Source organism: Peribacillus butanolivorans, from assembly GCF_001273755.1.
Lineage (GTDB): Bacteria > Bacillota > Bacilli > Bacillales > DSM-1321 > Peribacillus > Peribacillus butanolivorans.
Genome location: NZ_LGYA01000005.1, coordinates 363,723 through 383,894, shown reverse-complemented (window position 1 = coordinate 383,894; position 20,172 = coordinate 363,723). Strand labels below are relative to the sequence as shown.

The window sequence follows — 20,172 nt, the reverse complement described above, 5'->3', positions numbered from 1 at the left end:
TAGAAGTTCAGTTACTATTTTTTTCGACAGACTTTATTATATGATAGAATGCCTTCCTTTGCAAGGGTTATCAGGTTTAAAACTTCGGCTTTTGGGTATTATGGGTAATGTGGAAATTCATCCCTGTGCGGCATAATTATAAATAAATTTAATTAGGAAGGAGACTTAGCTAGAAAATTGTCGAACAAATTATCAATTATAGGGTTTGTTTTGTTTGACCTAAATTGACCAAAAAGTGTATCATACATACATAAAGAATTTAAATGATTCTCTTAATCGAAGGAGGAAATGAACATGAATTTAATTCCTACAGTTATCGAACAAACAAGTCGTGGGGAGCGTGCCTACGATATTTATTCCCGTTTATTAAAAGACCGGATCATTATGCTTGGAAGCGCAATTGATGACAATGTTTCCAATTCTATTGTTGCTCAATTACTATTTTTAGAAGCAGAAAATCCTGAAAAAGATATTACTTTATATATCAACAGCCCAGGTGGAAGCATCACATCTGGTATGGCTATCTACGATACAATGCAATATATTAAACCAAATGTATCAACTGTATGTATTGGTATGGCTGCTTCTATGGGCGCATTCCTATTGGCTGCTGGTGAAAAAGGCAAACGTTATGCCCTGCCAAACAGTGAAGTCATGATTCACCAACCACTTGGAGGAGCTCAAGGTCAAGCAACCGAAATTGAAATTGCAGCCCGCCGTATCCTTCACTTGAAAGACAAATTAAACCAAATCCTAGCAGAACGTACTGGACAACCTATAGAAGTCCTTCAAAGAGATACAGAACGCGATAACTTCATGACCTCTGAAAGAGCTCTTGAATATGGCTTGATTGACAAAGTCATCACTCGTAGCAATCTTGAAGATAAAAAAGACAAATAATAAAACTAAAGGACTCGAAAGTAGCATAAAGCGACTTTTGAGTCCTTTTTCTTTTATGTGAAAACATTAAGAGGATGCTTGTCGGCATCCTCTTATTTTATCCTTCTTGCTGTACGAATTCTTCTAATGCCTCTATTGCTTCTTTTTCATCACGGCCTTCAACAATAAGCTTGACGGACACGCCAGAGCTAATGGCAAGACTCATTAATCCCATAATACTTTTTGCATTCACTTTTTTTCCTTCTTTTTCAAGGAAAACATCTGAATGAAAGCGGTTAGCTTCTTGAACAAAAAGAGCCGCCGGTCGTGCTTGTAAACCTGTTTTTAGTCGTACTTCTACTTGTTTTTCCACCATCTTGATCTCCCCTGTTAGCTTTATTTTTTCGCAGCAATAGCTTCTCCTCCACGGAGTCTATCAGCTATTTCATCAATTTTTCGCAACCGATGATTAATCCCCGACTTACTGATGTTTCCTCCTGATACCATTTCTCCAAGTTCCTTTAAGGTTATATCCTGAAATGCTATCCTTAGCTCCGCAATTTCCCGAAGCTTATCTGGTAAAATATTTAATCCTACCGTATCCTCAATGTAATGGATATTTTCAACCTGACGCAATGAGGCCCCAATCGTTTTGTTCAAATTAGCTGTTTCACAATTCACAAGGCGATTTACGGAATTACGCATATCACGGACAATTCTTACATCCTCAAACCTTAATAAAGCTGAATGAGCTCCCACAATACTTAAAAACTCAGCAATTTTTTCGGCTTCTTTTAAATAAATGATATACCCTTTTTTACGTTCTAGCGTCTTAGCCTTTAAACCAAACTTATTCATTAGCTCACAAAGCGCATCATTGTGCTCTTTATAAAGTGAGTAAATCTCAAGATGATAGGAAGACGTTTCCGGATTATTGACCGAACCTCCCGCAAGAAATGCACCTCTTAGATATGAACGCTTACAACATTTTTTCCCAACAATAGTATCGGATATAGCATGGAGAATTTCAAAGCCTTCGCCTAAAATTTCTAAATCGGTTAAAATCCGCTGCCCTCCAGATGACATCCTGACAATATAAACATTATTCTTTTTAAGCTTCATCTTTTTACGAACCAGCAGCTCGACCTGGACCTCATAACTTTTTTTCAACAGCGTGTAAATCCGTCTGGCAATCGCTGCATTTTCAGTTTGAATATCCACAACAAGCTTCCGATTAGAAAATGAAAGGGATCCATTCATCCGGATAAGTGCACACAATTCTGCTTTTCCGCAACAATCCTTTCCTTCCAATGTAGTAAGCTCTTTTTTTGTTTCTGAAGCAAAAGACATCCATTTCACCCCCAATCGAACGCAGGTAATCTCTTTTTATTAGTCAAAAAGCAGTCTCCACTTATATCTACGGAACTATATGGCTTTTCGTTTCATTTACAAGCATATTATAAAGCAAATCTGCCACTTTTTTAGTGTCATGGCGTATTACATTACCTTCATAGCTAAAAATGCGTTCTTGTATGATTTCAAGACCCATTCTTTTTAAACTTTCCACATCGTACACAACCGGTTTGGCATATTCAGCTTTATAACGTTCCTGAATTTCAGACGGTATTTCCTCATTATTAACAAGTATCCTGTCAATATATGCATTTCCCATATGATCATATATAGCTTTTATATGATCGCTTGCGCTATAATCCAGCGTCTCGCCTGCTTGTGTCATTAAATTGCAAATGTACACTTTCTTCGCCTTAGAGCGGCCTACTTCTTCACCAAGATCTGGAACAAGTAGATTAGGCAGAATGCTAGTATATAAGCTTCCTGGACCGATGACGATAAGATCTGCCTGCTTGATTTCTTGGAGAGTTTCACTGAGCGGCTTTATATGTTGGGGCGACAGAAATACTTTTTTTATTTTCTTTCCTGAAAAGGGGATTTTGGATTCTCCAGTAACAATCGATCCATCATCCATTTCCGCTTGGAGAACCACACTTTGGTTGGCAGCTGGCAGTACTTTACCCCGGACATTCAAGAATTTACTCATTTCCTGGATTGCATGGACAAAATCTCCCGTTAATGAGGTCATAGCAGCGAGAATCAGATTCCCCAACGAATGCCCGGACAACTCATTTTTACTCTGAAAGCGATGCTGAAACATTTGCTCAACAAGAGGCTCTACATCTGACAATGCAGCAAGAACGTTACGAATATCACCAGGTGCGGGGATATCCATGTCCTCACGAAGGCGCCCTGAACTTCCACCATCATCAGCTACCGTAACGATTGCTGTTATATCCACTGGATGCTTCTTTAATCCTCTTAATAAAACCGGAAGGCCGGTTCCCCCTCCAATGATCACAACTTTAGGCCGGTTCTTTTTATTTAACATCTTTTACTTTCCCCTTACTTTTTTCGATATCTCTATGAGACACCTGAACCCTGTAATCCTTTTGGAAGTAGTTCGAAATATACTCGGTCAATGCTACAGAACGGTGCTGACCTCCTGTACACCCAATCGCAATAACAAGTTGCGCTTTCCCTTCACGCTTATAATATGGAAGCATAAAGGTAAGCAGATCTGTTACCTTTTCTAAAAACTTTTGTGTCTCACTCCATTTTAAAACGTAGCTAGATACTTCTTCCTCCAACCCCGTCTTTGGCCTCATGTGGTCAATATAGTACGGATTCGGTAGAAAGCGTACATCAAACACAAGGTCTGCATCTATAGGTAGACCATGCTTGAACCCAAAGGACATGACATTGACTGTAAATCCTACACTTTTATCCGTTGAAAATTCTGAAGCAATTTTTTCCCTTAATTCACGTGGCTTCAGCTGTGAAGTATTAAAAATCAACTGAGCCCTGCCCTTTAGTTCATCCAAGAGTTCCCGTTCCATTTTAATACCTTCTAATGGCCGGCCTAATGGAGCTAATGGATGGGTCCTTCTCGTTTCCTTATATCGACGGACCAAGGAATCATCATCAGCTTCAAGAAAAAGAATTCTTGGTGAAACCGATGATGTTTCTGTTAATTTGTCCAAAGCAAGAAATAAGGAATCAAAAAATTCTCTCCCCCGTAAATCCATAACAAGTGCTACTTTATTCATCTTATTCCCAGAGTCCTTCATTAACTCCAAAAACTTTGGCAATAAAGTGGGCGGCAAATTATCGACGCAAAAAAAGCCGAGGTCTTCAAAACTTTGAACCGCCACTGTCTTTCCTGCTCCTGACATTCCAGTTATGATGACCAATTGCGTTTCATTCATCTGCCCTGTACTCATTTTTCTCCGCCCCCATGTATAGCAATCTTTTTTATACGTAAATATTAACCTGGATCTAGTCGATAAGAAAGCAACTTAAATTCAGGTGTATAGGTAAACGTTCCGTAAATAATTCCACTTCCATGAACCATATAGTCCAGAATGTGAAAATCCCCTTCAGCCATTTTCAGCTTTTTAACATCTTCTATAGGGTGCCAGAAAAGCTCCCCTTCTTCACATACATCTACATTGACACCATCAGAGTCCGTAGCAAAGAAAGTAAACATCATCCATTCTGACAACACCTTATCCCCATCCTTCATAATGAAGGTGAAAATGCCTTTGATGGTAGGGTTTTTTAAATAAACGCCTGTTTCTTCTCGAAATTCTCTTATACAGGCATCACGTATGGATTCTCCGGGCTCCATCTTGCCACCAGGAGCGACCCACCATCCACGTCTTGGTTTTTTTAATAATAAGATTTGATTATCCTTAATCAATACACAGTTTGTGACACGTTGCACGTTCTTCACCTCAAATTGGCCTCTGCTCGACTATAGAAACCTTCACTCTTGCATTCCAGAGATTCAGTTTATATCTTTAAACCGCCGCTAGACATCCATTTGGCGATTTACAAATGCTTATAGTTCAAACAAGCTGTATTTTAAATCTTACCCTTATGAATGATATATGTTTAGTATATCTTATCATTATACTATTTTTGAAATAAGCTAACAATAAAGTAACCTTCCTGCATTGGGGGAATATTCATCTCGTGGAATTACCGAGTGAATTTTTTCTCTAGCTTACCTCCTATTCTTCTCCACTTTCATTCCCTAAATGCAGATGGCTATCTTACTTTCTATTACAACATATTGATTCTCCCTAGAAAATGGTAGGGAAGATATAGTCTTAAAGCAGGAAACGAAAAATAGGACACAGATTCTTAATCTGTGTCCTCAACGTTTTATAATAAAAGGGGGTCAACTTCTACTCTTACTATACCCAATCATTATTTCACTGGTGTTACAACATAATTAAAACAGAATTACGATGTGTAAATTTTTGTATATAAATTATTATACTTAAGCCTTCGGTTGCAACTTTTCTTGAAGTTCTTCCACATAATGCTGAACAGATTGAGCAGCAATACTTCCATCACCTGTTGCTGTAACAATTTGGCGCAAAGTTTTTTCACGAACATCTCCAGCAGCAAAAATACCTGGGACCCGTGTTTCCATCCGATCATTCGTTTCGATGTAGCCTGTAGCATTCAAGATGCCTAATTTTTCAAATGGCTTAGTTAGTGGCAACATTCCGATATAGATGAATACACCGTCTGCGTCCATTACTTTCTCTTCTCCATTTACTGTGGAAACAAGAGTGACACCACCAACTTTACCGCCTTCTTCATTAATTTGCTTCAAAGTATGATTCCAGATGAAGTTAATTTTTTCATTGGCAAACGCACGATCCTGAAGAATTTTCTGTGCACGAAGCTCTTCACGTCTGTGAACGATCGTTACTTTCGAAGCAAAACGAGTTAGGTACACACCCTCTTCAACTGCAGAGTCCCCTCCGCCGATAACGAACAGTTCTTTTTCTTTGAAGAATGCTCCATCACAAACAGCACAATACGATACACCACGTCCGCCTAATTCTTTTTCGCCAGGAACGCCGATTTTCTTGTATTCGGCACCTGAAGAGATAATGATCGAACGAGCTTTAAATTCTTTAGAACCGGCAACAATTGTTTTATACTCTTCCCCGTCGATGATTTCCTTAACATCACCATAGGCATACTCCGCACCAAATTTCTTGGCATGGTCAAACATTTTTGTTGAAAGTTCAGGTCCGAGGATTGTGTCGAATCCTGGATAGTTTTCAACTTCCTCTGTGTTGGCCATTTGGCCGCCTGGTACTCCGCGTTCTAACATCAATGTTGAAAGGTTCGCACGTGATGTATAGACAGCAGCCGTCATCCCAGCAGGACCAGCTCCGATAATAACAACGTCATAAATTTCTTCAGACATGTTCTCACTCCTCCATATTCCATAACAAATGGAACCTTCACTAAGGTTAGTGTTCCCTACCTATTATCCTATATAACAAATAATTTTTCGTCCAAATATCTGCTCACTCTAGGAGCGTTTGAACCAATTTTACATACTTCGATAAGGTCGACACCGATATGAAATGTTTGTCTGCTATTGCCTGCTTGCTCATCTTTTCATTTTTAAGCTGATTCCACACGTATTCGACTGCAGATGCCCAGCCTGCTGGATTATTAAGCTTTTGCTCTGATTTAACCGCTTCGATGAAGACAGAAAACCACATTAAATAGAGCCCAGCTTCATCTAATTGAATCGGTTGAAAATGCTGATATAATAATTCAGCCGTTCGATCGGCAAAATCAATGGGTGTCAGTTGACGATTTTTTGCAGGAGCTTGCACCAGGTCTGCATAATCCCTTTCCAAGTCAGTGAAGTTCTGATTCAGGTTGAGGACCTGGTTTTTCAATAGCTTTTGCTTATGAACCGAATGTTTCAAAAGGAAAATAGCAAACAGTCTTTCTTCAATAAATTCGCTTTCAAGCCGTTTTATAATGGAAGGAAAATGATGTTCAAAACCATCAGAAGTTGCATTCATATCTCCCCAAGGCTCCATGCCTTCTTTTTCCGGATTCATTTCTACAACCTTTTTCCAAGCTTTTCTAGCTGCCTGTTCATGTCCTAAATGGAAGGCCGATATGGTAAGCCAATAGTAGAAGGTCCCATCTCCTTCAAACCCTTGTTTCTGCAATATTTTTAGCCATTTATATGCGGATGCATAGTTCCCGATTAACGCGAAAGTCGCACCAAGCTTGAAGCGATGTTCAGATAACATCGGCCGAATTTTTTCGAGCATTTGTATAAGCTCTTCCACCTTATCCTCATCCTGTTGATAATGATGGAAAACCACCAGGTTACAAAGCGCATGTAAGTTCCCTGGACTTTTTTCAAGTACCTCATCCAACGTTTCAAAAGCTTCATCTACCTGACCAAGGTAAAAATAAGCAAGTGCTAGATTATTATAAGCCGACCAATAATCCTGGTATTCGGCAATCGTTTCTTTTAGTACTTCAATTGCCTTAGGGAAATTCCCCGATTCTAAATACTCACGAGCCTTTTCCTGCTTGGAAATTAGTCCATCATGCTTAAAGAGATTTTCTTCGGATTCATCCGACTCGAAGGTAATAAGTTCAAGAAGATCCTCTGCATCATCGCTGAACTCTCCGTCTTCTTCTTTATCCAGGTATGCACTCGCGTGGCGGTAAGCCTCCTTGAACATGCCTAAATGAGCATAATTATTCGCAAGGAAGTAATGGCATTCCGACATATATGGATCCATCACATCCAAGATATTTTCCAGGAGGTTATTTGAATAATTATATTCGCCGATCTCTGAGCAGGTGATTGCCAATTGACAGGCTATCATCGGTTCTGACGGTTCAAGTTCCAGCGCACGTTCCAAGTATTTTTTTGATTTAGGTAGTTCTCGTCTATGATATGCTTTTAGACCCTTGGTGAAATAATACTCACCTGTCGGGTGAAAGGTTAGAATTTTTGCCTGTTGGCCAAATTTAGAGTCTTTACTCATGTAATCCTCCATCTACAAGTTGATTAACCATAGTATTATAACATATTGAAGAATATTTGCCGAACAATTCAAGAAAATGGAAAATGGATTTGTGATACTTTTATTTAGAAATTATCAGGCAAAATACACAGGTTTTGAATCATCATTTTCTCATAAATGTTTTCCTTCACAGGTGTAAAAAAAGAGCCATGATTATGAAGTGAACCCAAAAAGTTAGACACTTTATTTAATTAGACAGCCTTGAGGGCATGAACCCGGTAATCTTACGGGCTCATGACTTTAATTTTACCTTGATTCGTTGATGATTGTCGTCGTAAACACTCAGAAAAAAACCTTTATAAGGAAAAATACCCTCCGGATTTGGGAGGGTATTTGACTATTTATTTATTCATTTTCTTTAGGTTCGTCCTTATCAGAATGTCTGGCCTTCAGTACATCAAGCACTGCTTGGAAAGGCAATTCCTGTTCTTGAAGAAGAACAAATAAGTGATATAGAAGGTCTGCACTTTCCATAGAAAGTTCTTCAGCATCGCGGTTTTTAGCAGCAATGATCACTTCAGCAGCTTCTTCCCCTACTTTTTTCAAGATTTTATCAACGCCCTTATCGAATAGGTAGGTTGTATAAGATCCTTCAGGCATTTCTGTTTTTCTTTTTCCAATCAATTTCTCTAATTCCGTCAAGAAAGTCACATTTGTCTGTACCGCTTGTTGCGCTTCTTTATTTTGGTAAATCGTTTCGCTGAAACAGCTTGTTGCACCTGTATGGCATGCCGGCCCTGCCGGAACAACACGAACGACTATTGCATCCTGATCGCAGTCATACTTCATTTCTGTGATTTTTTGCGTATTTCCGCTCGTTTCTCCTTTATGCCATAACTCATTGCGTGAACGGCTGAAGAACACGGTTTCTCCTTTTTCTATGGATAATTGCAAGGATTCTTTATTCATATAAGCAAGTGTCAGCACTTCGCCAGTTCCTGCATCTTGGACAATCGCCGGAACCAGACCTTTTTCGTCATATATAATAGTTTCGAGATTCATCGTACAACCACTCCTTGTTGTTTGAGAAACGTTTTGACTTCTTTAACAGATGTTTCTTTATAATGAAAAATTGAGGCTGCTAACCCTGCGTCCGCTTTTCCTTCTTCAAATGCTTCCTGGAAATGTTCCGCATTACCTGCGCCGCCAGAAGCAATAACAGGAACCGAAACTGCTTCCGATACTGCTTTTGTTAATGCGATATTAAAGCCCTGTTTTTCTCCGTCACAATCCATGCTTGTCAATAAAATTTCACCAGCACCACGTGTGACCGCTTCCTTCGCCCAATCAATTACTTCCCATTCAGTCGGTTTTCGTCCGCCATGGGTATAAACGCGCCATGAGCCAAGCTCTTCATCATATCGCGCATCAATAGCAATTACGATACATTGAGCACCAAAATAATCGGAACCTTCATTAATTAAGTCAGGTCGTAAAACAGCTGCTGTATTTAAAGATACTTTATCTGCACCAGCACGTAAAATCTTCTTCATATCAGCTAGCGAATTAATACCGCCGCCAACTGTAAACGGGATTGCTAGACTGCCTGCAACCGCTTGAACGACGTCAACAATCGTTTCCCTTCCTTCATGTGAAGCAGAAATATCAAGAAAGACAAGCTCATCAGCACCTTCTTGGTCGTAAAAGGCAGCTAGCTCGACTGGATCCCCGGCATCCCTTAAGGAAACAAATTGTATCCCCTTAACCACACGTCCGTCTTTTACATCCAGACAAGGAATAATTCTTTTGGTCAGCATTTAACCACGCACCTTTTCTACCGCTTCTTTTACAGTAAAGCGATTAGTATAAAGCGCCTTGCCAATAATCGCCCCTGCAACACCTTGAGCTTCATACTCCTTGAGGGTGATTAGATCTTCGAGCGAACTAATGCCGCCAGAAGCAATTACATTTTTGCCAGTTGCCTTCGCCATTGCCACAATCCCGTGCACATTTGGCCCTGAAAGCATGCCGTCTGTTGCGATATCGGTCACGATAAATGTCTCTGCGCCAGCATCAGCTAGTAGTTTCCCAAGCTCTATGGCCTGTGTTTCTGACGTTTGAAGCCAGCCATGAGTGGCAACCTTACCATCCTTCGCATCAATGCCAATCGCGATATGGTTTCCATATTTTCTGATCATATCTTTAGTAAATTCCGGGTCTGAAACGGCCGAGCTACCTAGAATTACACGCTCTACACCATTATCAAGATAATGAGCAATGTCCTGCTCCGTTCGAATGCCTCCACCAATTTGGACGCGGGCACCTAACTCTTTGGCTGCTTTAATAACGTAGGAATCGTTGATACGAACGCCTTCTTTTGCTCCGTCCAGATCGACCATATGTATCCAATCCGCTCCTTGGTCCGCAAAACCTTTAGCCATATCAAAGGGGGAATCGCCATAAACCGTTTCCTGATTGTAGTCTCCCTGGATTAAGCGAACGCATTTGCCTCCACGCATATCAATCGCTGGGTAAATCGTAAAGTTGCTCAAGCTTCTCCCTTCCCTTCTACTAATGTCAAATAATTTTTCAAGAGTGACATGCCCATCTGGCCGCTTTTTTCCGGATGAAACTGCATCCCAAATACATTTCCTTTGCCAACAATCGCCGGTACTTCCACATCATAAGTTGCTGAAGCGGTAATGTATGACTCATCAGTATCAGCGTAATAAGAATGGACGAAATAAACGTGTTCCTCTTCAAGGCCTTCGATCACTGGCGATACATGTTTAAATTCAAGACGATTCCAGCCCATGTGCGGCACCTTATAAGTCATCTCATTGGCATCCATCCCCGTAAAACGAACTACTTTACCTGGGATGAGGGATAATCCTTTTGCTGGTCCATTTTCCTCACTTTCATCAAAGAGAAGCTGCATACCCAAGCATATGCCTAATAAATAACCTCCACCGGCTACGTATTTTTTCAGGAATTCATCAAGCTTTTGTTTTTCCAACAGACTCATAGCATCTCTGAAAGAACCGACACCGGGAAGAATAATGCCTGTCGCTTTAGAAAGTTCTTCTGGATCATCGGAAATGAATGAGTCAGCTCCAAGTCTTTCCAGCCCTTTACTGACAGAGAATAAATTCCCCATTCCGTAATCGACGATTCCTATCATTTACAACATTCCTTTCGTTGAAGGAATACCTTTAACCCGAGGATCAATGGTAGTAGCTTCGTCCAATGCTCGCCCAAGCGCTTTAAATATCGCCTCAATCATATGATGCGTGTTGTGACCGTAATGAACGACAACATGAAGGTTCATCCGGGCTTCAAGCGCAAACTTCCAAAGGAACTCGTGCACTAATTCAGTATCGAAGGTACCAACCTTTTGTGAAGGAAACTCTGCACGTAACTCAAGATGCGGCCGATTACTTAAATCGATGACAACCTGCGCAAGTGCTTCATCCATAGGCACGAAAGCATTTCCGTAACGCTTTATACCACGCTTGTCTCCAAGAGCTTCCAATAATGTTTGACCTAAGCAAATACCAATATCTTCAGTTGTATGATGATCATCGACTTCTGTATCGCCCTTCGCATCAACGGTCAAATCAAACTTCCCGTGCTTCGTGAACAAATCAAGCATATGCGTCATAAACGGAACACCCGTCATAATTGAGGAATTCCCTTCCCCATCTACACCAAACTTCAAGCTAATATCAGTCTCATTCGTCTTCCGCTCCACACTAGCAAAACGCTCCATTACAACTCCTCCTCATTGGGGTCAGACCCCATTTCCCAGATGCAAAAATGCATTACAAATACTTTTATATCAATGTTTTCCGTATTATTTTCAGGGGTCAGGCCTTATTTCCCAAGTTTATTCGCACCGCGAGATTCGATTGCGCGGGCATGAGCTTCGAGGCCTTCCATGCGGGCAAAGGCAGCGATTTTCTCCGCATTTTGACGGAAGGCGGTTTCGCTGTACATGATGATGCTGGACTTTTTTTGGAAATCATCCACATTCAGCGGGCTGGAAAAGCGGGCCGTCCCATTAGTAGGCAACACATGGTTTGGGCCTGCAAAATAATCACCGACTGGCTCCGAACTAAAGCGACCAATAAAGATGGCCCCTGCATGGCGAATTTTAGCCATTACTTCGAGTGAATTATATGTCACAATTTCTAAATGCTCTGGTGCCAGTTCGTTGATGGCACCAACAGCTTCCACCATATTTTCGCATACAACAATTCGTCCATAATCGTTAATGGATGCAGCTGCAATATCACGGCGTGGAAGTAACGCTACCTGCTTGTTCACTTCCGCTGACACTTCTTCAGCCAGCTCCATTGAAGTCGTCACCAGAACACTGCAAGCACGTGCATCATGCTCTGCCTGTGATAGCAAGTCCGCTGCCACTTCTGAAGCAATTGCCGAATCGTCAGCTAACACGGCTATTTCGCTAGGCCCGGCAATCATATCGATGGCAACGTCCCCAAATACTTCCCGTTTTGCTAACGCCACATATATATTTCCTGGACCTACTATTTTATCAACTTTCACAATTGTTTCTGTCCCATAAGCAAGAGCCGCTATAGCCTGAGCGCCTCCAACCTTATAGATCTCTGTCACTCCTGCAATTTTCGCTGCCGCTAAAACCGCTGGCGTCAATTTTCCATCTTTTCCTGGAGGAGATACCATAACGATTCGTTCCACCCCTGCAGCTTTAGCCGGCATTGTGTTCATCAGTACAGATGAAGGGTATGCTGCTGTGCCACCTGGGACATACACTCCAACCGCATCAAGAGGTGTTAATTTTTGTCCAAGCATTGTTCCCGTATCATCAGTGGTAATCCATGAATTGCGAATTTGTTTCTCGTGAAACAATCGAATATTATCTGCCGCTTCTTGGATTATTGCAAGCTGCTCTACTGTTAACGCTGCTGTTGCTTCTTCAATTTCCTGTTCGGAAACGAGTAATTCCTCAAGACTTACACCATCAAAACGCTCAGTATAATTATATAAAGCGGCGTTTCCGCTTTTTCTTACATCATAAATAATATCCTGAACCGCTTTTCGTTGATCAGCCGTACCTGCATCAACCGAGCGCTTCAGTGAAATTCCTTCTGCTAACCGTTCAATTTTCATACGCTCACCTCATTAGCGATTCTTTTACTATTCTATAATTTCTGCTAAGCGATCCACAATTTCAGTAATCCTTGCTTCTTTTATCCTGTAGCTGACAGGGTTTGCCACCAACCTTGAAGTCACATCAGCAATTTTCGCATATTCAACAAGACCGTTTTCCTTCAACGTCTGTCCCGTTGAAACGATATCCACAATTCGTTCAGCTAAGCCAATTAAAGGAGCTAACTCAATCGATCCGTTCAATTTAATAATTTCGACTTGCTCTCCCTGTTCACGGAAATAACTAGAGGCCACATTTGGATATTTACTGGCTATTTTGGGCGCGATGTCGCTAATTTTCGTACCAGGAAGACCGGCAACAGCTAAGTAGCAGGCACTGATTTTCAAATCAAGTAACTCATATACATCTCGTTCTTCCTCTAACATAACATCCTTACCTGCAATTCCAATGTCCGCTACACCGTGTTCCACATAGGTTACAACATCCATCGGTTTAGCTAAAATGAAACGTAGATTCTCCTCTTCTACTTCAAGAATTAATTTCCGGGAATCATCAAACTCAGGAGGTAGACGGAAACCGGCCTTTCTTAATAGCTCTGCCGCTTCTTCAAAGATTCTCCCTTTAGGCATCGCAATTGTTAAAAAGCTATTATTCATCTTTTCCATTCCCTCCATTCCCCACAAATAAATGCACTTCCGAAAACGTTCTTGTAAACGCATCAACATTTTGAACGACCGTGATATCTTGAATCGTCACCCGTTTTCCTTCAGATCGTTTTGATTTTGCAAAATCAAGTGCTTCCATTCTGCGTTCGGGAGTGAATAAAATACATTCCGGCGCAACAGGCTGCATAGGTTCCCCAAGTGCTTCAGCAAGACGATCCACACGGATGGCAAAACCCGTAGCAGAAGCATTCCAGCCGAATTTTTCAAGCAGGTTATCGTAGCGGCCACCATTACCGATTGGTGAACCTACTTGATCTGCATACACTTCAAATAAAGTTCCTGTGTAATAGCTCATATGGCTGACTAATGTTAAATCAAAGCTCACATATTGAGCCACGCCAAATTCTTTCAACTGCGCAGATAATTCCTTCAGTTCACCTAAAGAATCTTGTCCTTTGTTGTTTTCAACCAAATCCAAAGCTTTTGTCAGCGTGCCTTCACTACCTCTTAATGAAATAAACTCGATGAGCCTTTGTTTATCAATAGATGAAAGCGGCAGTGATTTTACATGCTCCCTAAAACCTACATAATTCTTCTCATATAAAAACTTCCTTAATACAGAGGCTCTTTTTTCCGTACCTAGAATGCTCAAGAAAAATTCCTGTAAAAATCCGATATGACCAATGGAAATCTTAAATTCCTGAAGTCCGGATGCCTTTAAAACATCTGCCAGTAACGCAATCATTTCAGCGTCGGCACAGATTGACTTATTTCCGATACATTCAATACCAATCTGTTCGAATTCTGCTGGTCGGCCGCCTTCACGCTGCTGAGCACGGTACACATTTGCTGAATAGGCAAGGCGAAGCGGTATTTGCTGTTTTAACAGTTTGGATGCCGCAACCCGTGCAATAGGGGCTGTCATATCCGGTCGAAGTACAAGCGTATGTCCCTGAGAATCAAGCAGTTTAAACAACTGCTGATCCAAAATAGCCGAAGCTTCACCAATTGTTTCATAATATTCCAAAGTAGGCGTTTCAATAAATTGATAACCCCACTTCTTGATTTCATCACTCATTTTATTTCGGACCGAGGCTTTCGTTTCATACAGCACCGGCAGTGTATCTCTCATGCCTAACGGTTTCTCAAACATAAATGGCTTAGTCACGACTGCACATCCTTTTGAATAATGGTTACTTTATATATATATTTCCAATCGGTCCGCCTTTAAGCAAAAACCAATGTCATTACAAGTATTCATTTTTGTATATACAATTATCTTTCCAAGATAAAACACTTAAAACCCACTGGGCTAACATATAAAATAGTATCAAAAAAAATAACATAATCATATAAATACTCGAAATAATCTATTAAATCACTTTAGTTCGCTAATATGGTAACAAGATGAAGTTATTAATAGTTTACTCCTGGCCCCATCTCCCGTCAAGAAAAAGGTGCCTGACCCTATTTCCCAAAATAAATAACGGTTACTGATCTTACAGCAGCAAGTTTTTGGAATAAAAAGCAAAGGATTAGATCCTATTCCCTAGACCTATACACCTATCTTCAACCAATCTTTGTTATTGATGTATACCTTTTGTTTAGGCTGTCTTATACTTTTTAGGAGATTAGTATTATTTTATTTTAGGGGGAAATGAGATTGAAGAGAATTTTTTCGTTTTTTGTTGCATGTGTCGTTCTTTTTTCGCTTGGTTTTAGCGGAACAAAGAGCTTTGCCGCAACTATGATTAACCAGGATGAGCTGAAAGCATATCTGACTGAAATAAGAATGACACAAGTTGAACTGGAAGATTATTTAGCATACTACGACTTGACATTAGATGAGTTAGAATCGGTAGCAGAGCTGCGTGATACGTTAGGACCTACTGTCACTCCTGAGACTTTACATAATCTGCTTAATGAATATGAAATGACCGAAGAAGAACTTACGGACTTATTAATTGAATACGGCGAACTTGAAGAGGGAGAATCCATTATCGATACCTTCCACTTCATTTATGACATTGAAGATCTAATTAATTTAGAAATGGATTATGATGAGGAAGACATGGAATATGATGAGGAAGAGATGCTCGATTTAATGGATGGACTCTTTACTGAGATCGGTCTTAAAGACGAAGAGCTTGAAAGATTCATGAACCACCTTTTACCCATCGTCGAGGACCCAGCTTTTGAAGATCGTCTAATGGCGATTTCCGATAGGATGGACCAATTCGAATATTTTGAAACAATTGATGAATTGTCTGCGGAACAAGTAGCGGAATTGCTTTCGATTTATAATGATTTGCAAAGCTTGCTACAAATTCAATTCAAATTTGCCTTAATACAGGACGGTGTCACCACAAACCTATCCCTTGAAGCATTATTCAAGCTTGATGAATTGACGAATGCTAGTTTACTAGTTTCAATCTATGATTTAAGCGGCAACCTTTTACTAGATTTTAAATTGACAGGTGAAATGATTGGTTCCAATTTAGTAAAAGAAACCGGTAATGACCTAAAACAGTCTACTGAGGTAATATCTAAAGTGGTGGATGTAAAAAAAATAAAGAAGAAACCCACACATAAAACTGTAAAAGGCGGAGTGTTGCCTAAAACAGCTGGAAATTACCTATTCGGATCATTAATCGGTTTAATCATGATAGCCTTTGCATTTGGATTATTTAGAAAAGCGAGACTCGTTAAGTAAAATGAGCGAAAATAGGCATTCTAAGCACAAAAAAAGATGGTTGATTGCCACTGCGGCTTGCTTTTTGATCGTGGGTTTTTATTTTACAACGACGAACGCTTATACACTGTTAAAAGGATATGCCATATATAAATGGAATAAATCTGAAACAACTGAGGCAACAGCTAAACACCCTGAAATAAAGGCTGATACTCCGGACGAGGATGAACTATATGATACACGACCGGAAACAGGTGATTTAATAGGTGAGCTTTATATTCCAAAGCTTGAGGCAACACTTCCGATCTACCATGGAACGAATGAAGATGAACTTGAAAAGGGTGTCGGCCATTTCGCTGAGTCGGTCCTACCAGGTGAGATGGATAATTCCGTTTTATCTGGACATCGAGATACCATTTTCAGAAAACTTGGTGAAGTTGGAAAAGGTGACTTGCTTATTACCAAAACAGAAGCTGGCACGTTTACCTATAAAGTGAGGAAGGTCCGTATCGTCGATGCTGATGACCGTACGGTGATTGTTCCCAAGCCTAAATCCACACTTACTGTAACAACCTGCTACCCATTCTCATATATTGGTAATGCACCTGAAAGGTATGTACTCATCGCTGATTTACTTAAATCTGAAATAGACAATTAAAAATGAGGGCTGCATGCTTTTGCAGCCCTCTCTCCATAAAAAAAGGGTAGGAGGACAAATTCAAAATGGATAAAGAAGCTCAGGAAAAGTTTTTTCAAATATTAAAAAATACGTATAATACTACAACTAACGAAGAGAATATATCGATTGACGAATTCATCGGCCAAATAAAGAATGAATTGACTTCACTATACCCAAAATTACATTAAAAAGGACCTGCCACATAGAATGGCAAGTCCTTATTTTCATAAAGAAGTTTGCTGTTCCCGATTCAGCATTTCCTCTTTTGTATAAATAATTTTCATTGGATTTCCTCCGACAAAAGCTCCCTCGGGAACATCTTTATGGACTAGTGTACCAGCAGAGACAATCGATCCATTTCCAATTGTCAGTCCTGGGAGAATAGTTGAATTGGCTCCAATCAATACTTCGTCTCCAATCACGACTTCTCCTAACCGATATTCATTAATTAAATATTCATGAGCAAGAATCGTCGTATTATAGCCGATAACAGTATTTTTCCCCACAGATATTTTTTCTGGAAACATCACATCCGGCATGACCATCAAGGCGAATGAAGTATGCTTTCCAACTTTCATATGTAAAAAAGTCCTGTAAAGCCAATTCTTCATGCTTAAAAACGGTGTATAACGCGCTAACTGAATCACCACAAAGTTCTTCACGACTTTCCAGAATGGTACGGTCTTATACACATGCCAAAGTGAATTAGCCCCTTCTACCGGATAGCGGGTCGTACGTCTCATTTTCTAACCTCTGTATGCTTTTCAATCTCTATGATATTCAGTAAGTCAGCCATTTGCTCTAGCATATAGTCAGGATGATAGCTTTCTAAAAATTCACGTCCTCTAATCGACCACGCGACACCCGCTGTTTTGGTACCCGCATTTTTCCCGCCAAGAATATCATGATAACTGTCTCCAACCATGATTGCCTCTTCAGGAACCGAACCGAGTTGGTTTAACGCTTTTACCAGCGGCTCTGGATCCGGCTTGGCTTTTTCCACATCATCCAGAGTGACCACGACTTCAAAGAATTGGTCAAGTTTGCTTAAACGCAGGCCTTTTTCGACGACATCACGTTTCTTCGTCGTAACGACCGCCAATTTATAGCCACTCTGCTTCAAAGTTTGAATTGTTTCAAACACACCGTCATACTGTGTCACAAGTAAATCATGATTCTTCCAATTGTTCTCCCTATAGAAAGCGATCATTTCATCTATACGTTCCGGATCTATAGACGAAAACGTATCAACCAAAGTCGGGCCGATAAATGGAATAATATCCTCCCGCTTGAACTGTCCCGGACAATAATGATCTAAAGTTTTTGTAAAAGAGTCGATAATCAATTCAATAGTATTGATTAACGTTCCATCAAGGTCAAATAATAATGTAGTTATTTTACTGTTCATATACGGCTTCCTTCCTCTGCACACTGTCAGTCCGATTCCAAATATAAGCGACCACCATCGTTAGCACAATAGCGGTGATTAATCTGATAAGTAATAACGGCAAAACCGGAATCCCCAGTGGAATAAAAATTAGTGTATCCTCTATAACAGCATGACAAGCAACTAAAAAGATAAATGCAATCGTCATATCCTTCTTCGAGACATTATCTTCTTTCGCTGCTTGAATCATTACACCTGCCCCATATGCAAGACCAAGCGTCAACCCTGTTACAAATGGCATAGAGGCATTTGGCTTCATCCCTAAGACTCTCATAAAAGGAGCAAGAGCTTTTGAGAAAGCTTCTAGCCATTTTAAATCTTTCATGATTTGAACGGCGACCATAAGCGGGATAACGATAACCGCCAGTTGGGCTATTCCGGAAAGAGCTTGCATAACCCCATGTAAAAGGATGGCACCAACCTCTGTAATCTCGGCTGTATCCCGGATAGCAATTCCTTGTGCCATTTCCGATCCGCCCTGCCAAACGAGATTGATGACAACCGCAGACAAAAGCGCCAGTCCAATCCGTACAGTTAAAATGATCCACAGCTTGACACCAGTTTTCATCGCCACACCTGATTCAATTAATAAATTATGTGAAAAAGATAACATCATAGCGATAATAAATATCTCTTTCACAGTCAGGTCTAGCGTTAATATGCCTGCAATCGCTGCATATAAGTTCAAGAAATTCCCTAGAACGAGCGGGATTGCCGCGTCACCAGAAAGGCCGATGAGATTCATCAATGGTGCTATCAAGTTAATGATCCATGGCAATACAGGTGTATATTGAAGCACGGTAACAATCAACGTAACTGGAAAAATCACTTTTCCCAATGACCAAGTTGTATTCAAGCCAGAAAGGAGCCCCTTTTTAACCGAGTCTACTATCACTATGCCCTCTCCCTTTACACATATTCTCTATGCATCTAAATATCTTTTCTCAGCATATCCACGGACTCTTCTAAAGATTACTAATGCAATAGCAACGACGACCAACACAATGGAAATCACTTGTGCGATACGAAGTGACTCCGTTAACATCAAGCTATCTGTCCGTAGCCCTTCAATGTAATAACGGCCAATAGAATACCATAATACATACGTTAAAAATAGCTCGCCCCTACGCAGGTTCACTTTACGTAAACTTAGAAGAATAATTACACCGATAATATTCCAAACCGATTCGTACAAAAAGGTTGGATGATAGTAAGTTCCATTTATGTACATTTGGTTAATAATGAATTCAGGCAGATGCATATTTTCCAAGAACGCTCTTGTTACTTCTCCTCCATGCGCTTCCTGATTCATAAAATTACCCCAACGGCCAATTGCCTGACCTAACAATAAACTCGGTGCAGCGATATCCGCCAGCTTCCAGAACGAGACTTTCTTCACCTTAGCAAAGACTATCGCGGTAAGCACCGAACCAATTAACGCACCATGGATTGCAATTCCACCATTCCATATCTTAATGATATCCCCAGGATTTTGTGAATAGTACTCCCACTGGAAGATGACATAATAAATACGTGCACAAATAATCGCAATTGGAACAGCAAACAATATCATATCTGTAAATATTTCTTTATCAAGACCTCTGCGCTCACATTCCCTTAAAGCAATAATAAGACCTAGTAATACACCGAAACCGATAATTAGACCATACCAATGTATCTGAATTGGCCCGAGATCAATTGCAATCGGATTCAACGGCTGTATAGCTTGTTCCATTTCGTCCCCTCTTTTCCTATATACCTA

General features: G+C 40.4%; 23 protein-coding genes. 4 read left to right on the top strand and 19 right to left on the bottom strand.

Features of this window, described 5'->3' with window-relative positions; genetic code table 11:
• The first annotated feature begins 294 nt into the window (after positions 1–294).
• Positions 295–900: an ATP-dependent Clp endopeptidase proteolytic subunit ClpP gene (gene clpP / locus AKG34_RS23800; RefSeq protein WP_053348613.1), complete on the top strand. Its 606-nt coding sequence runs from the start codon at positions 295–297 to the stop codon at positions 898–900.
• A gap of 97 nt (positions 901–997) precedes the next feature.
• Here the strand turns inward: clpP and AKG34_RS23795 are convergent, their stop codons facing one another.
• The 15 genes from AKG34_RS23795 to AKG34_RS23725 form a co-directional block, all read right to left on the bottom strand.
• Positions 998–1,255 carry an HPr family phosphocarrier protein gene (locus AKG34_RS23795; RefSeq protein ID WP_053348612.1) on the bottom strand — a complete coding sequence of 86 codons (258 nt, stop codon included), beginning with the start codon at positions 1,253–1,255 and terminating at the stop codon, positions 998–1,000.
• A 20-nt stretch (positions 1,256–1,275) separates the two neighbouring features.
• Positions 1,276–2,229 carry a DNA-binding protein WhiA gene (whiA, locus tag AKG34_RS23790; RefSeq protein WP_053348611.1) on the bottom strand — a complete coding sequence of 318 codons (954 nt, stop codon included), beginning with the start codon at positions 2,227–2,229 and terminating at the stop codon, positions 1,276–1,278.
• Positions 2,230–2,296: 67 nt separating this feature from the next.
• Positions 2,297–3,283, bottom strand: coding sequence for a gluconeogenesis morphogenetic factor MgfK (locus AKG34_RS23785; protein WP_053348610.1), 987 nt, complete (start codon positions 3,281–3,283; stop codon positions 2,297–2,299).
• Positions 3,273–4,175 (bottom strand): RNase adapter RapZ, encoded by a 903-nt coding sequence (gene rapZ / locus AKG34_RS23780; RefSeq protein WP_053348609.1) that lies wholly within the window; start codon positions 4,173–4,175, stop codon positions 3,273–3,275. Before rapZ ends, AKG34_RS23785 begins: the two co-directional genes overlap by 11 nt.
• Positions 4,176–4,219: 44 nt before the next feature.
• On the bottom strand, positions 4,220–4,678 hold the full coding sequence (locus AKG34_RS23775; RefSeq protein ID WP_053348608.1) for an 8-oxo-dGTP diphosphatase: 459 nt from the start codon (positions 4,676–4,678) through the stop codon (positions 4,220–4,222).
• 561 nt (positions 4,679–5,239) lie between these two features.
• Positions 5,240–6,187 (bottom strand): thioredoxin-disulfide reductase, encoded by a 948-nt coding sequence (gene trxB / locus AKG34_RS23770; protein WP_053348607.1) that lies wholly within the window; start codon positions 6,185–6,187, stop codon positions 5,240–5,242.
• 103 nt (positions 6,188–6,290) lie between these two features.
• Positions 6,291–7,793, bottom strand: coding sequence for a tetratricopeptide repeat protein (locus tag AKG34_RS23765; RefSeq protein ID WP_053348606.1), 1,503 nt, complete (start codon positions 7,791–7,793; stop codon positions 6,291–6,293).
• Between the two features lie 384 nt (positions 7,794–8,177).
• Positions 8,178–8,834 (bottom strand): bifunctional phosphoribosyl-AMP cyclohydrolase/phosphoribosyl-ATP diphosphatase HisIE, encoded by a 657-nt coding sequence (hisIE, locus tag AKG34_RS23760; protein WP_053348605.1) that lies wholly within the window; start codon positions 8,832–8,834, stop codon positions 8,178–8,180.
• A complete protein-coding gene (gene hisF, locus AKG34_RS23755; protein WP_053348604.1) occupies positions 8,831–9,589 on the bottom strand; it encodes an imidazole glycerol phosphate synthase subunit HisF in 759 nt (252 codons plus the stop codon). The genes hisIE and hisF overlap by 4 nt, the downstream gene beginning before the upstream one ends.
• On the bottom strand, positions 9,590–10,324 hold the full coding sequence (gene hisA, locus AKG34_RS23750) for a 1-(5-phosphoribosyl)-5-[(5-phosphoribosylamino)methylideneamino]imidazole-4-carboxamide isomerase (RefSeq protein ID WP_083450953.1): 735 nt from the start codon (positions 10,322–10,324) through the stop codon (positions 9,590–9,592).
• Positions 10,321–10,953, bottom strand: a complete 633-nt coding sequence (gene hisH / locus AKG34_RS23745; RefSeq protein WP_053348603.1) for an imidazole glycerol phosphate synthase subunit HisH — start codon at positions 10,951–10,953, stop codon at positions 10,321–10,323. Before hisH ends, hisA begins: the two co-directional genes overlap by 4 nt.
• Entirely contained in the window at positions 10,954–11,541 is a 588-nt protein-coding gene (hisB, locus tag AKG34_RS23740) for an imidazoleglycerol-phosphate dehydratase HisB (protein WP_053348602.1), read from the bottom strand.
• 104 nt (positions 11,542–11,645) lie between these two features.
• Positions 11,646–12,926: a histidinol dehydrogenase gene (hisD, locus tag AKG34_RS23735; RefSeq protein ID WP_053348601.1), complete on the bottom strand. Its 1,281-nt coding sequence runs from the start codon at positions 12,924–12,926 to the stop codon at positions 11,646–11,648.
• 27 nt (positions 12,927–12,953) lie between these two features.
• Positions 12,954–13,583, bottom strand: a complete 630-nt coding sequence (gene hisG / locus AKG34_RS23730; protein WP_053348866.1) for an ATP phosphoribosyltransferase — start codon at positions 13,581–13,583, stop codon at positions 12,954–12,956.
• A complete protein-coding gene (locus AKG34_RS23725) occupies positions 13,576–14,760 on the bottom strand; it encodes an ATP phosphoribosyltransferase regulatory subunit (RefSeq protein ID WP_053348600.1) in 1,185 nt (394 codons plus the stop codon). The genes hisG and AKG34_RS23725 overlap by 8 nt, the downstream gene beginning before the upstream one ends.
• Positions 14,761–15,255: 495 nt before the next feature.
• Between AKG34_RS23725 and AKG34_RS23720 the strand changes: the two genes are divergently transcribed.
• From AKG34_RS23720 to AKG34_RS28150, 3 genes are all read left to right on the top strand, one after another.
• The gene (locus tag AKG34_RS23720; RefSeq protein ID WP_053348599.1) at positions 15,256–16,305 is read left to right on the top strand and encodes a processed acidic surface protein; all 1,050 of its coding nucleotides are present in this window, start codon (positions 15,256–15,258) and stop codon (positions 16,303–16,305) included.
• 1 nt (position 16,306) lies between these two features.
• Positions 16,307–16,942 carry a class D sortase, LPxTATN-specific gene (locus tag AKG34_RS23715; RefSeq protein WP_053348598.1) on the top strand — a complete coding sequence of 212 codons (636 nt, stop codon included), beginning with the start codon at positions 16,307–16,309 and terminating at the stop codon, positions 16,940–16,942.
• A gap of 65 nt (positions 16,943–17,007) precedes the next feature.
• Entirely contained in the window at positions 17,008–17,151 is a 144-nt protein-coding gene (locus tag AKG34_RS28150; protein WP_161804975.1) for a YwzD family small protein, read from the top strand.
• A 36-nt stretch (positions 17,152–17,187) separates the two neighbouring features.
• On the opposite strand, the gene AKG34_RS23710 is transcribed toward AKG34_RS28150, so the two are convergent.
• The 4 genes from AKG34_RS23710 to lgt are packed head-to-tail and all read right to left on the bottom strand — an operon-like array spanning position 17,188 to position 20,145.
• Positions 17,188–17,706 (bottom strand): acyltransferase, encoded by a 519-nt coding sequence (locus AKG34_RS23710; RefSeq protein ID WP_053348597.1) that lies wholly within the window; start codon positions 17,704–17,706, stop codon positions 17,188–17,190.
• The gene (gene ppaX, locus AKG34_RS23705) at positions 17,703–18,371 is read right to left on the bottom strand and encodes a pyrophosphatase PpaX (protein ID WP_053348596.1); all 669 of its coding nucleotides are present in this window, start codon (positions 18,369–18,371) and stop codon (positions 17,703–17,705) included. Before ppaX ends, AKG34_RS23710 begins: the two co-directional genes overlap by 4 nt.
• A complete protein-coding gene (locus AKG34_RS23700) occupies positions 18,361–19,305 on the bottom strand; it encodes a nucleoside recognition domain-containing protein (RefSeq protein WP_053348595.1) in 945 nt (314 codons plus the stop codon). Before AKG34_RS23700 ends, ppaX begins: the two co-directional genes overlap by 11 nt.
• A gap of 27 nt (positions 19,306–19,332) precedes the next feature.
• Complete coding sequence (lgt, locus tag AKG34_RS23695) at positions 19,333–20,145, bottom strand: prolipoprotein diacylglyceryl transferase (protein WP_053348594.1); 813 nt, start codon at positions 20,143–20,145, stop codon at positions 19,333–19,335.
• Positions 20,146–20,172: the final 27 nt, after the last annotated feature.